This window comes from Prevotella sp. tf2-5 (assembly GCF_900115435.1).
In the GTDB taxonomy this organism is placed as follows: Bacteria; Bacteroidota; Bacteroidia; order Bacteroidales; family Bacteroidaceae; genus Prevotella.
The window spans coordinates 158,066-172,129 of the sequence record NZ_FOWK01000002.1 but is presented as its reverse complement, the minus strand read 5'-3'; the positions used below and the strand labels follow the sequence as shown (position 1 = coordinate 172,129).

The window sequence follows — 14,064 nt, the reverse complement described above, 5'->3', positions numbered from 1 at the left end:
CCTTACTTCGTTTTAGTATTAAACTTACCAATCTCAAAATCAGCACCGCCCTCTAACAGATTGGGCAGGGAACCACCTTGATATACCTCTTTGTCTAAATGAAGCACCAACTTACTACGGTCAAATACCGCATTCTCGAAGTCATTCGTAAATTCGATGGCATCGAAATTACATGCGTTGGTACACAACTGACAGAACATACAGTCACCCAAATCATAGAGATAGTCGTCAAGCACCTTCTTCTTTTTTCCCGTCTCAGGATCCTCCTGCATGTGAGATGCAATCTTGATGGTACCATTGGGGCATGACTTCTCACACAAAGTACATGCCGTACATTTATATGAACCGTCCTCATTACGCTTAAAGACCAAACGCCCACGATGACGCTTTGCCACATGCAGCGTTGTCTTGCGGTTCTCGGGATACTGCTCCGTCGACTTGTTGGTGAAGAAATCCTTGAAATATTCCTTCCAAGTAATCTTCATTCCGGTAGCAAGCGTCTTCAGGGCATGCCCGATCTCTCCGAAATATGTTTTATTATCTTCCATTATTCTTTCATTTAATAGTTACTATAGGGATTACAGGAACTATAGTGACTATAGATACCAGCCCAAAGCCACCACGACAGTCATCAACACAAGATTGAAGAGAGACAGCGGCATCAGATATTTCCATTCAAGTTTCAGAATCTGGTCAATACGCAGACGGGGGAAAGTCCACTTAATCCACATCAGTATCCATACCAGAGCAAAGGTCTTGCCCAAGAACCACACGATACCAGGGATATAGTTCATGACAGCGTCAAAGCCGTCCACACCAATATTGATTGGAGCCCATCCACCCAAGAACACAGTAGCGGCAATTCCTGCCGTGATAAACAAGTTCATAAACTCGGCAAGATAGAAATAGCCGAATCCCATACCACTATACTCAGTATGATGACCAGCAGTCAATTCGCTCTCAGCCTCCGCCATGTCAAACGGACCACGGTTTGCTTCTGCATTTCCAGCAATCAAGAATGTCAGAAAAGCAAGGATGGCAGGAATATGCCCCTGACATATCAACCATTTAAAAGGACCAGTCTGGGCCTCTACGATGCCAGACACCTGCATTGTACCCGTCAGGATAACAGCGGTAATCAGACAAAGACAGAGAGACATCTCATAGGAAATCATCTGTACGGCACTACGCATAGCAGATACCACGGAGTACTTATTATTAGAACCCCATCCAGCCAAGAAGATACCGACAATACCTATTGAAGAGATTGCCGTCAAGAGGAATATGCCCACATTGAAGTCAAGGATAGTGGCACCATTGTTCCATGGAAGGAACGCAAAGGCACCCACAGAACCGATGACAACAAGGATTGGGGCAACAATATACAGGAACTTATCAGCCTTGTCGACGAAGAAGATCTCTTTGATGAGCATCTTCAACACATCGGCAAGAACCTGCAGCAATCCCCAATAGCCGACACGCATCGGGCCCAAACGGCATTGGAAATAGGCACATACCTTACGTTCCATAAAAATCAGAACCATGGCGATAAGCGCATAAGCCGTCAGGATAATGACACCTACCAGCACACATTCTATCAATATCGACAAGAAATCTCCTAACCCCAGTGTCTGACGCAGCAGATTGTCGAACCATTGTGTAACTATAGAAAAGTCGAACATAATCTTACTTTCAATTATTCAAATATTCAATTTTCCAACTATCTGTCGATATCAGGAATCACAAAGTCAATAGCTGCGCCCGTAGCCACCAGGTCGGCAATCTTCTGACCACGCAGCATCGGGTCAAGAGCACCTGTCAGAGACAAGCCCATCGGGCGCATCTTCAAACGGTACGGACTCTTGTCGCCACGAGAGTCAAGATAAACACCGAACTCACCACTGGCACCCTCAACAGAGAAGTACCACTGTCCCTCTGGCACTTTGATAATCGGCTTTTGCTTCACATAGAATTCGCCCTCTGGGATGTTATCAATCAGTTGTTCGATGATATGCAGGCTCTGATACATCTCATTGATATGGCAGGTATAACGGTCCATTGTGTCACAGCCCGTCATGATAACCTGCTCCCACTCTACCTTATCGTACATGTCGTATGGATGGTTCTTACGGACATCATTCTTCCAACCAGCAGCGCGACCGGCAGGACCAGTGACCGCATAGCTGATACAATCTTCCTTGTCCATCGGACCAACTTTCTCAAAACGATTGTGAGTAATGATATTATCACCAAACACATCCACATACTCTTGAATCATAGGCTTCAAGTACTTCACCAGATCTTTCACGTTCTTCACAAAGTTCGGATCAATATCGTCTTGCAAGCCACCAATACGATAATAGTTCTGAATCAGGCGACCGCCTGTAGTCTCCTCCATACAGTTGAGCACATGCTCACGATCGCGCATTGAATACAGGAAAGCTGTCAAAGCACCCATGTCTTGAGCGCAGCAACCGACATACAACAGATGGGAGTCAATACGCTGCAGCTCATCCATTATGGTACGGATATACTTGATACGGTCTGTGAGTTCAACACCCATACCCTCCTCTATGACACCTACCAATGCATGACGATGCATCATTGCGGAGAGGTAGTTCAAACGATCGGTCAAAGCCAACGTCTGTGGATAGGTCATGCTCTCACACATTTTCTCGATACCACGATGAATATAGCCCAGATGTGGATATACACGTTTCACCGTCTCACCATCAAGTACGGTCTGCAGACGGAGCACACCATGGGTTGAAGGGTGCTGAGGACCGATATTGATAACATAGTCATCACTTGTGAAGAGTTTATTATGCTTCGACTGCAAGTTACCGTCACGGTCGAAATAATACTCTAGTCCATAATCAGTCTCCACATCGTCTGCCAACGTATAGCTATCATCAAACACCCAGTCCTTACGGAAAGGATATCCTTTGAAATCGTTTCTAAGGAAAAGGCGGCGCATATCCGGATGACCGATGAACACGATACCATAGAAATCATAGACCTCACGCTCCAATAAATCTGCCACTTTCCAAATATGAATGACCGTGGGCAGATAAGGAACTACCTGACCGTCTGACTCACCAATTCCATTGGAAGCGATGCCGTCACCACAAAGCTGCGTTCTGGCAAGCATCTTAACGGAACAACGCTCATGAGTCTCCGTATTCTCAAGGATATAAATACACCCCAAACCTTCTTCCGGTCCAAAGTCTTCACCGACAATCGTTACAAGATAGTCAAAATGCTTCTTCTCTTTCAAGTTCTGCATCTCAGAGACGAACTTGTCGTATTCGAATGATAAGAAATCTAACTTCATACGGCTGTCTCCTTTCCTTCTTCCACTTTTGAGTTCTTCAATTCGTCAATGAACTCTTTAGGAACATCCGTAACCACAATAGGATTTCCCAACATGCCATCGCCTGCCTTTTCACGGCGATGGTCACCGAGTTTATTGCGATACGTCAGTTCTTCGTTAGAAACACCAAGCGCTTTTTCCTCAGCCGTCTGCTTATGGTTAGCACCACCAAAGAACTTCTCAATCTTCACTTTACGCTGTAACTGCATCATGCCATACATGATAGCCTCTGGACGGGGAGGACAACCAGGGATGAATACATCGACAGGTACAATCTCCTCAATACCCTTCACAACGTGATAACTAGACTTGAAGGGACCACCGCTGATAGCACAGCCTCCAACAGCTATCACATATTTTGGCTCAGCCATCTCGTCATACAAGCGTTTCAATGCCGGTGCCATTTTATGAGTGATGGTTCCAGCACACATGATCAAGTCTGCCTGACGGGGAGAGTTACGAGTAACCTCAAAACCAAAACGGGCAAAGTCATAACGGGAACATCCGCATGCCATAAACTCAATACCACAGCATGAGGTAGCGAAAGTCAATGACCACAAGGAATTAGCACGTCCCCAATTGATGAGTTTGTCCAGCGAGCCAACAATAACGTTAGTACCTCCCTGTTGGAGTTCATCGACTAACTTATCCAGCGACTCATTGTCGTTCCATTCCTCATAAGGAATGCTCTTAATGTAGGGTTTCCTTACTTCCATTCCAAATCTCCTTTCCTCCAGGCATACGCAAGCCCGAATACTAATACGACCAGGAAGAAGCCGATGCTCAGCAATGCCGCAGCTCCAAAATCCTTCACGACGACAGCCCATGGATAAAGGAAGACAGTCTCCACATCAAACATGAGGAACAAGATGGCAAACAGGTAGAATCCTACTGTAAAAGGCAACCAAGATGTTCCGTGTGTCGGGATACCGCACTCGTATGGTTCACCTTTTATCTTGTTGTAAGATCGCGGACCTATCAGCTTCGCAATGACGTAAGCTCCTGCCACCAATGTTACAGCCGTCAAGATAACGGTAATTAACAAAGTAAAGTTCATAAAAAGTTTTTAAATATTTTATTGAATTCAATTTGCGTGCAAAGGTACGAAATAATTTGCAAAGAAAAAGTATAAATATCAAAAACTTTATCTAAAAATAAAAGCCGTCACCTCTTTTGAAGGCAACGGCTTTAATTATTTGTGCTTAGGAAATGCTTCTTCGGACAATTCCTTAAAGAAGTCGTACTCCAAAATAACGCTGATACGCATCAATAAACGTACGTCCAGACTTTTGCGCTTAAAAATGTTATAAACATTTGTACGCTCACAGGGGATCTGTGTAGCCAGCCAGGCTGCAGATCTTCCTTGTTTCCTTAAAATTTCTTCAATGTGCTTACCAATATTCATCTGTCTTTGTCGGTGTTGGTTAATCTACTTTCTACTTTTCGTCGGCAAAGGTACGCAATAAATTCCAATATATCAGCACTTTATTGTAGAAATTGTTTTCTCAACACTCAATCAAATGTCAAGGGGTTACCTATACAGGCATTGGGTTGTTGAATATGTAGCAACGAGCAAACTGTCGGAGCGATGTCTGTGATGTGTACTTCCTGTGCATAACTGCCATGTGGGACGTGCCATCCATAAAATAACAAAGGGATATGTGCATCATACGGATTCCACTCGCCATGCGTGGTTCCCACGGGCGAGGACCATGAGCCATACTCATAATAGCCAGGATCAGGAACGACAAAAATCTCCCCACCCCTGTGATAGCTATATCCTAACAACATCCGGTCACGGAGGACAGGAGGAATAGCTGAAGTCGCGATTTTCTCACAATCGACTACAAAAGAGAGATTCGGGCTTTGCTGAAGATAATCAATGATTATTTCTTTCACCCGCTGATAGTCAAGTCCCTGTTGACGTATTTCCGTTTTATCCAAAAAGAAGCGATAGTCAAGGATACCCAGTATCAATGACTTGGTATTCCCCAACTTCGAAGCGACATAAGCGTCCAAGTCTTTTCGCAGTCTTTCTGACGACCATTTCCCCGCGTTCAACCGATGGTCCTCCATAAACTGTGAGTTATGAGCAGCACCATGGTCTGCTGTAAGGAAAGCGATATAATTTCCTTTTCCCACCTGAGCATCAAGTGCGTCAAAGAGACGGGCGAGTTCCTTGTCAATTTCCAGATAAGCCTCATCAGTATGTTCCCCACGGGTACTCCATTTATGTCCGATGACATCGGTATGTGAATAGCTGACACACAGCATATCCGTCTCTTCACCTTGTCCCATCTTCTCTCCTTGGATCGCAGCAATCGCCATATCGGTAATCAGCACACCTGTCAATGGAGACAAGCCGACATTCACACCCAGTTTTTTCAACTGCTCATTCTTTGCCATCTGCTTATTGACATCCCTCACCCATTGGGGCAAATCCTTCATATAATAGCTACTAGTAACAAACTGTCCGTTTTTCAAGTCCATCCAATAGGCGGCATTTGCGGCTCGACCTGCGGGAAAAATAGCAGCACGGTCTTTATAGGAAACTCCAATAACCTTAGACCGGAAACCAGTATGTAGACGTAACTGGTCACCGATGGTGGTAGCCAACAAGTTCCTCGGCGACATTTTCCCGACGTTCTTATTATCTGTTCCAACAGTCTGTACCGTACTGTCTGAACAACAGTAAGTCCGTTTACCGTCAACAAAGAAGGTATTACCACAGATCCCATGGAAAGCTGGTGTGGTTCCTGTATAAGCACTGGTATGCCCAATAGCAGTCACAGTAGGAAGGTAGTTAATCAGACAATTGTCAAAACTATATCCCTCATCTATCATACGACGGAATCCATCACGCGTGAACCTATTATAATATATAGAGAGGTAGTCCCAACGCATCTGGTCGACAACGATACCAACCACCAGTTTGGGTTTCTCACCGAATGAAGGACGGTTATTACCTGCCGATATTGCCATCGCCATGCCCACCATCCAAATCACAAAGAACAGTCTCTTGCTCATTCAAACACTCTTTCTATGACCTCCAGACACATTCTGCTATTATGGTACGGACATTTCCAGAAACCTGCCTTGTCATCTACCGTGTTCAATGTTCCATCAGGATGACGACTCCAATGCCACTCTCCATTCTCCCAGTCTATGAGATTATCCTTGATATACTGCCAACAACGGATACCATGCTGAAGGGCTTCCTCGTCACCGAAATGCTGGTAAATATTCATCCAGCCCACGACGTTCTCCGCCTGAACCCACCAATGAAGGTCATCATCCACATGTCCCGTGTCCAGATTTGCCTCATGTATCATAGAGCCATCACGGCATAATCCCTTTTCCGAAGCTTTCGCTACCATACGGACTATCGGTTCCATCTTGGCAAGAACCTCCTTGTCGTCTAATACCAATGCCGCCTCATGCATCAACCACGAGCATTCTATGTCATGACCATAGCTTTCCAACTGTCCGGCACCACGTGTCCAATCATTCTCGAAGAAGAGGTCCAAGTGATGTGTCTTAGGATTGAGAATATGTTCTGTGAAAATATTGATGATATTACGCAATGCCTTTTCCACCTTGGGCAACTTACAGATACGATAGAGGTTGGCATATGGTTCAATGATATGAAGGTGCGTGTTCTGTGACTTAGGGAAATTGGCGTCCAGTTCCGACAGGCGCATATCGGCAATCGGTTGCCAATCCCGAGTTTTTGCCTCAATATACCCATTATACACAGGATCCAAGGCATGTTCCTCGATACAGTCGAAAAGTTGCAGAGCATAGTCCAAAGCCTCCTTGTCACCAGTGGCACGGGCATATTCCGACATACCATAAAGTGCGAAACCGATAGCATAGAACTGTTTGCGAGTATTCAACGGATTTCCCTTATAGTCAACACTCCAATAGACACCACCATATTCTTTATCTATAAAATGCGAGATAAAGTATTCCTTAGCATAAGTCGCCATCTTCAGATATTCCGGATTCCCCAGTACCCGATAGGCAGCAGAGAATGACCACAGGATACGCGCATTGAGAATGGCACCCTTCTCCGCATCCTTATGTAACACCTCCTGACCATCCATCCTTCCATAGAAGCCACCGTTCTCACGGTCAACCATCTTATCTATCCAAAAGCGCAGGATGTTGTTCTGTACAACATCCTGCATCTCTTTCTTCATGATTTGAATATTCTTCAATTCTTCCATTTCTCAATCCTCAATAGCACGTATTTCCTTCAGTTCTGCATTAATCGCCTTAATACGCTCGGTCGTCAATGGGTAGAACCATACCACACACATAGACAGCAGAGCCACACAAGCAGGGATGAAACTCATCAGCCAACGCAGACAGCTAAGAGCCTCTGCTGGTTGGGTAACACCTTGGGCAAGCTGTGTGGCATCTGTGATATAATCAAAACCATCAAGCAGCCATAGTACTGCAGCACCACCGATAGCGCCACCGAATTTCTGAGCCATCGAACTAGATGAGAAAATCAGACCCGTTGATGCTGTCTGGAACTTCAACTCAGCATAGTCACTCACGTCAGCATACATACTCCATACCAATGGTGACATGATACCTGTCAGGATGGATATCAGAATCTGGAAGATCAACATCATCCAATAACCCGCCTGTGAGCATGGAATGAAATAAAACAGGACACTCAGCACTACCAATGAGGCATTCACCAGGATAAAGGTCGTCTTTTTACCCAAGCGACCGGAGATAGGTACACATGAGGCTACACCTACCATGTTAGACACCTCACCGATACCGAGGAACAATCCTGCATAGAACGCAAATACCAAGCCGAAGAACACCAAATTGACATTCGCGCCAATGATATCCTGGAAGAAATAGGCTACAGTAGCGCCACGAACGGTATTGAACAAATTGAAACACAATGCGGCACCGATGAGCAGCCACCAAGGTTTGTTAGAGAGCAATGCCTTGAAGTCGCTTCCCACACTGACAGTAGAGACCGTCTTCAGATGTTCCTTCGTCATGAAGAAACACAGGATGAACATCACGAAACAAGCTGCGGCGATGAGTACCATAGCCCAGAACCATCCCTCTGGTGTGTTATAGCCACCCGTCAGATTCGTCAACGGCTCCCAGAGGAAAAGGGAGATAAACGAACCGCCATAGGCGAAGAACATACGGAAAGAAGAGAATACCGTCTTCTCATTTGTATCATCCGTCATCACACCCAGCATAGCACCATAAGGCACATTGATTCCCGTATAGACGGTCATCATCAGGATATAGGTGACATACGCCCAAATCAGTTTTCCGCCGTAGTTCAAGTCTGGTGTGGTAAACAACAAGATACCACAAATGGAGAAGAACGGCGCTACCCACAACAGGTAAGGACGATACTTTCCCCATTTCGTATTGGTACGGTCGGAGATAACACCCATCATCGGGTCACTGACAGCATCCCAGATACGGGTGACAAGCACCAGTATACCGGCGTCCACCAGCGACAAGCCAAAGATATTACTATAAAAAAACGGCAGATAATAGGAGAATATCTTCCAGAACATACTGGACGACATATCACCGAAGCCGTAACCGATTTTCTCTGATAATTTAGATTTAGCCATTCTGTTTATTTTTTGCAATTAGTTTTTTTATGGTCTCCACCGACGCTGCCGTATAGAACCCGTCCTCTGGGGTATTCATACAGTAGTCTATCAGTTTGTCGACGGTTGAGGTAGCAACATGCATACGGGTATCAGCAGAGGCGTAATAGATGAATACCTTTCCGTTCTCATCAGCTATCCAGCCATTGGCAAAGGCGACATTCATCACATCACCCAGATACTCGTCACCAGTGGGTACGAGGAAGAAACCGCCAGGCTGTGCAATGACCTTTGTGGGGTCTTCCAAGGATGTCATGTACATATATAATACATAGCGGAGACCGTCGGCAGTGGCGCGAACACCATGAGCCAAATGCAGCCATCCTTTCTTAGTCTTGATAGGATGTGGACCCTCACCGTTCTTCACCTCTGTGATAGTATGATAGTGACGGGCGTTGATGATTTTCTCCTCTTTTACCTCCGCATTTGTGATATCATCCACAAGTGCCCAGCCGATACCACCACCAGAGCCAGTATCAATAAAGCCATCCTGTGGACGAGTATAGAACGCATACTTGCCGTTGACGAATTCCGGATGCAGCACCACATTACGCTGCTGGCTCTTCGTCTTCAAGTCAGGCAGACGCTCCCATGTCTTCAGGTCTTTCGTACGAGCGATACCCGCTGTTGCCGTTGCGGCACTCAGGTTACCAGGCTGTGAGTCATCATGACGTTCAGCACAGAACACACCATATATCCAACCATCCTCATGAGCGGTGATACGCATATCATAGATGTTAGTAGCAGGTATCACATCATCTGGCATGGTGATGGGTTCCTCCCAGAAGCGGAAATTATCCACGCCGTTGGGACTCTCTGCGACAGCGAAGAACGACTTACGGTCGGCACCTTCCACACGGACTACGAGAATATACTTACCATTCCATTTGATAGCACCCGAGTTCAAGGTAGCATTCATCATGATGCGTTGCATCAGGTACGGGTTATCCTGCTCATTGAAGTCATAACGCCACTCCAGGGGAGTATGCTCTGCTGTCAAGATAGGATACTTCCACTTATCGTAAATACCATTGCCCCACTCTACAGGCTCGTTCTTGCGTGTCAGCAGCTCTTCGTGATGTGCACGCAATGCTGCCACTTTTGTCTTAAAATCGCTCATATCAGATTATTTAATGTTGTTCAGGAATAAGGTTTTATCGTCGTTGTAAAAGTCTACAAAATATTTTGCGTCGGGCTTTGAGGGGGCAGGTCCGAACCACTCCTCCTTATAGTTACGCCATGTCAGTAGATAACTGATAGAGAAATCCTTCACGGCAGGCAACAATGTAGAGCTCCACCAGTCGGGCTGCGTCATATTCTTCATACCCGTCTCTGTCAGTGCAGGAATCAGATTGTGTTCCGTTGCCACCTCACAAAGTACTCCAAGATTTTGCTTGGTACGTTCAATAAACTTGTCTTTCTCCTCTGGCACCCATTGATAACCATCCAATCCTATCATGTCCACACGGTCATCGCCAGGATAGCGGTCAAGCAGTCGTTCTGCCGTCAGGTTATCCTGACAACCAGGAGAGTACGACCATACCAGGTTGTCGAAACCGTCTGCCTTCAACTTATCCTGCAACATATTCCACAATGCCTTATACTCCTCTACTGTGCAGAGTTTCTCACCCCACCAGAACCAAGAGCCGGAGTTCTCATGCCAGGGACGGAAGATAACAGGAATCTTCTGACCATTATCATCCTTTAAGGTAGCGAGGAAGTCAGATACACGCTGCATCCAGCTTTCAAACTTCTCGTGGAACTCGCCACCGGGCAATATTTTCTTTACAATAGTAGAGTCTGTCACATCCCATGCGGTACCCTCTGGGAATTTCTGTCCTGCCCATCCGCCACCTTCGATGGTGGTGACAGGATTGCGTGGGTGCCAACTCAGCGTGATGATACCACCACGACGGTAATGGTTCTGTATCTCCTCTGTCATACGGGTAAAGGGCACACTGTCCAAGTTCTTCTTATCTCCCATCTCGATACCCCCGAGGTCGAAGCCCATGATAGCAGGATAGTCGCCACTAACATTCTTCACGTCACTGGAATCCTTGTCATACTCCCATGTGAGTCCATACATCGGGTCATCCTGATGTCCGTACATAATTCCTTTCTGACGAAGTGAGTCCAAACGGTCCAACAATTGTTGAGCCACTGTCTTCTGGGGCTCTGCCTGTTTCGTGGCACACGCTACCATTGTCATTGCTACCACAACCATTACCAAAATTTTCTTCATATTATCTTAAATGCATTTGTTTCAACATCCACTCTTCCCATTCGTCCCACTGTTCCTGGAACCAGAAGTGCCAGGTTGCCTGATAAGGTTTGATTGTCTTGGGACCCTTTACGGTATTATAGGTTGCCCATGCCGTGGTGGGAGGTACTACATCATCATTATAGCCGAACGAGAACCACCCAGTCTGCTGGTCTGTAATCAGACGGGCGAAGTTCACACCATCATAGTAACGTGACACCTCAATCTGTTTCTCCTGTCCCTCACCCTTGTTCCAATAGAAGTAATGAGGCCATCCGCAGGCAACCCCTTGCAGAGAGGCGGTATGGTCGCAAAGAGCGGCATGTACAGGAGCATAATAGGTGATACGCTTGTCGAGTCCTGCGGTGGCGAGGGTCAGGAAGCCACCCTGGCTGGAGCCAGACACACCCATCTCCTTACCGTTCCAAGGAGTATATTCTTCTATATAGTCAAGGGCTCGGATACATCCTAATACCACCCGCTTGTAATAGTTCTTGTCACGGTCGTCGGTATAGAACTCCCAATACCAGTTGAGGGCACCATGGAAGATATCGTCATACACTTTCTGTTCCATCGTCACGGGGATACCATGAATACCTATTTCTAATGTAATGGCACCTTGCGAGGCAGTATAGATATCACCACCATAAGGACGCACACCAGCACCCGGCACTCTCAGCAAGGCAGGATATTTACCCTCCTTTACCGGGACGCTAAGAATACCATAGGTACGATAGTCCCACTGCATATTATTGAACGATACCTCATAGACATTCACATCCTTGGTACAACGCTCGGGCAACAGACGTCTAGTGGGATTCAGATCCGTTTTACGTGCCTCCTTGATGGCATTCTGCCAGAACTCCTCAAAATCCTTCGGCATCACTGTTGACGGTTGTAATTTCTCTGGTGAGAAAGCGGCGCCACAGGCACCTTTATACTCTTTACCACCCACGTATGCCTTGACATCGACACGATAGAAACCCGGTTTTATCATCTTTCCCTTCAGGGTCAACGTACCATCTTTCAGTAGCACACCCTTCTTTTTCACGTCCTGATACATCTCCGGACCAGCCTCATAATCGACGGTCACATTGTCTAACAACGTTGCGGAGCGTGTCACACTGATCTTGAAGGTTGCCGTTTCCCCCACTTCATATTTCCAATCCTGATGGTCAGGTACGACAATCACCTGTATCTCATTGCCCCGAATCTGCGCCTGCATGGGTAACACACAAGCCAGCAACAGCAATATTAAAACGGTTTCTATACGTTTCATTGTTCTTAATGTTTAGGTTTGTATCAATATCGGTTGCAAAGTTAGCATTATTTTTGTAAATATAATGATACTTTGTTGCCTTTATCACATACAATTTAACATATTTCTACTTTACCTGACTCATTCGCTCCACCTGAGTGCGGATGACATCAAGGGTTGTCGTGTCAGAAGCGAAGACAGAGTTCAGACCTTGTGCCTCTTGGGCGGGGTCGTTGGTATAAGGATCACCGACTTGCCACTGCTCATGCTTGGGCTCTGCGAAGCCGCCCCATCCCCAGAAGTTACATCCGGCGAACTTCCCACCGTTCTCCGCATTGTCGGCAACCAGTGAGAAGACATACTTGTAATAGCCGTCACGTCCCTTGGTAGGAGTGTGTAACGCAAACTGAAAACCATCACGCGGATAGCCGAACTCCTCCATGACGAGGGGCTTGTTCAAACTGTCGCATACAGCAAGGTGCTGGTCGATATATGCCTTGGTATTCTCACAAGCCCTGGGCAGATGCTCGATGAGAGAGTCTGGCTTTGCCCATCCCCAGTTGTAGGGCCACAGATGCACATTGCAATAGTCGATATTCTTATCAGCACAGATACGTGTCCAAGAGCTCAGGTCATTCTCACAACCCCATGACCCTTCACTACCCACAGAGATCAGATGGTTCTTGTCCAACGAGCGGATGAGAGCAGAAGCCTCGGCAAGCCATTTTTCAAAGGCAGGCAGTGCCTCTTTGGAGAAGGCACGCGGCTCGTTACCGATCTGCCACGACATAATGGCGGGATCATCTGTATATTTCAAACCCGTATAACGGTTGGTACGACTGATGATGAAACGCACATAGTCATAGAACAACTGATGAGCCTTCTCGTTAGTGGCATATTTCGCCATTGCATTCATGAAAGCGGGATAGCCCACGTCATCGGGTCGGGGCTGCTTACCCTCCCCCGCATGCTCTAAGTAGAAGCCATAGCCCCCACTCCATTCCCATGAGTTATTCAGATAGAGCACGGCGACCATGTCACGCTTGCCCATCTCCATCAACAAGTAGTCGAGTCCTGCCAAAATAGTATCATTATACACACCTGGTGACACTTGTAGCGTAGGCTCCACCTTCGTCTTCACGCCACGCTCACCATCCGATCCCACGAGGATTCGCAGGTTATCAATACCCATGCGTTTCATCTCATCCAGTTCACGACCCAGACGGGTACGATCGCCTCCCTGTCCCTCAGAACCAAGGATAGCGCCATACCAGAAATTGGTACCTACATAATAATAAGGTTTACCAGCGCGCATAAAATGCCCGTTCTCTACTTTCACATAGTCCATCGTCGTCTCCTGTTTCTTCTGACAGGCGACAGTCACAACTGCCACCATCATTAGTAGTAATAGCTTTTTCATGTTAGTATTGGTTTATCATTCCTTTTAGTTAGCAAAAGTAACTAATTATTTCGTAACCTCCAAATTATTCAACAAAAAAGGTGG

At 46.3% G+C, this 14,064-nt stretch carries 13 protein-coding genes; all 13 read right to left on the bottom strand.

The genetic code is table 11. The features are described from left to right. Positions 1–2: 2 nt before the first annotated feature. The 13 genes from BM257_RS02680 to BM257_RS02620 all read right to left on the bottom strand — a co-directional run bounded on the left by BM257_RS02680 (position 3) and on the right by BM257_RS02620 (position 13,980). Complete coding sequence (locus BM257_RS02680; protein ID WP_092067990.1) at positions 3–548, bottom strand: 4Fe-4S dicluster domain-containing protein; 546 nt, start codon at positions 546–548, stop codon at positions 3–5. 48 nt (positions 549–596) lie between these two features. Beyond that, entirely contained in the window at positions 597–1,682 is a 1,086-nt protein-coding gene (gene nuoH, locus BM257_RS02675; RefSeq protein ID WP_092067988.1) for an NADH-quinone oxidoreductase subunit NuoH, read from the bottom strand. A 38-nt stretch (positions 1,683–1,720) separates the two neighbouring features. Beyond that, positions 1,721–3,334 (bottom strand): NADH-quinone oxidoreductase subunit D-related protein, encoded by a 1,614-nt coding sequence (locus BM257_RS02670; RefSeq protein ID WP_092067986.1) that lies wholly within the window; start codon positions 3,332–3,334, stop codon positions 1,721–1,723. Further along, positions 3,331–4,089, bottom strand: a complete 759-nt coding sequence (locus tag BM257_RS02665; RefSeq protein WP_092067984.1) for an NADH-quinone oxidoreductase subunit B — start codon at positions 4,087–4,089, stop codon at positions 3,331–3,333. The genes BM257_RS02670 and BM257_RS02665 overlap by 4 nt, the downstream gene beginning before the upstream one ends. Continuing rightward, entirely contained in the window at positions 4,080–4,430 is a 351-nt protein-coding gene (locus BM257_RS02660) for an NADH-quinone oxidoreductase subunit A (RefSeq protein ID WP_092067982.1), read from the bottom strand. The genes BM257_RS02665 and BM257_RS02660 overlap by 10 nt, the downstream gene beginning before the upstream one ends. A gap of 135 nt (positions 4,431–4,565) precedes the next feature. Beyond that, positions 4,566–4,778 carry a hypothetical protein gene (locus BM257_RS02655; RefSeq protein WP_092067980.1) on the bottom strand — a complete coding sequence of 71 codons (213 nt, stop codon included), beginning with the start codon at positions 4,776–4,778 and terminating at the stop codon, positions 4,566–4,568. 107 nt (positions 4,779–4,885) lie between these two features. Further along, positions 4,886–6,400, bottom strand: coding sequence for an alkaline phosphatase family protein (locus BM257_RS02650; protein WP_092067977.1), 1,515 nt, complete (start codon positions 6,398–6,400; stop codon positions 4,886–4,888). After that, on the bottom strand, positions 6,397–7,602 hold the full coding sequence (locus BM257_RS02645) for an AGE family epimerase/isomerase (RefSeq protein WP_255405462.1): 1,206 nt from the start codon (positions 7,600–7,602) through the stop codon (positions 6,397–6,399). The genes BM257_RS02650 and BM257_RS02645 overlap by 4 nt, the downstream gene beginning before the upstream one ends. Positions 7,603–7,605: 3 nt before the next feature. Beyond that, positions 7,606–9,003, bottom strand: coding sequence for an MFS transporter (locus BM257_RS02640; protein WP_092067975.1), 1,398 nt, complete (start codon positions 9,001–9,003; stop codon positions 7,606–7,608). Continuing rightward, entirely contained in the window at positions 8,996–10,162 is a 1,167-nt protein-coding gene (locus BM257_RS02635) for a glycoside hydrolase family 130 protein (protein ID WP_092067973.1), read from the bottom strand. The genes BM257_RS02640 and BM257_RS02635 overlap by 8 nt, the downstream gene beginning before the upstream one ends. A 6-nt stretch (positions 10,163–10,168) precedes the next feature. After that, positions 10,169–11,284 carry a glycoside hydrolase family 26 protein gene (locus BM257_RS02630; RefSeq protein WP_092067971.1) on the bottom strand — a complete coding sequence of 372 codons (1,116 nt, stop codon included), beginning with the start codon at positions 11,282–11,284 and terminating at the stop codon, positions 10,169–10,171. A gap of 1 nt (position 11,285) precedes the next feature. Beyond that, positions 11,286–12,581 (bottom strand): acetylxylan esterase, encoded by a 1,296-nt coding sequence (locus BM257_RS02625; protein WP_092067969.1) that lies wholly within the window; start codon positions 12,579–12,581, stop codon positions 11,286–11,288. A 106-nt stretch (positions 12,582–12,687) separates the two neighbouring features. Next, positions 12,688–13,980, bottom strand: a complete 1,293-nt coding sequence (locus BM257_RS02620; RefSeq protein WP_092067967.1) for a glycoside hydrolase 5 family protein — start codon at positions 13,978–13,980, stop codon at positions 12,688–12,690. Between the last annotated feature and the right edge of the window lie 84 nt (positions 13,981–14,064).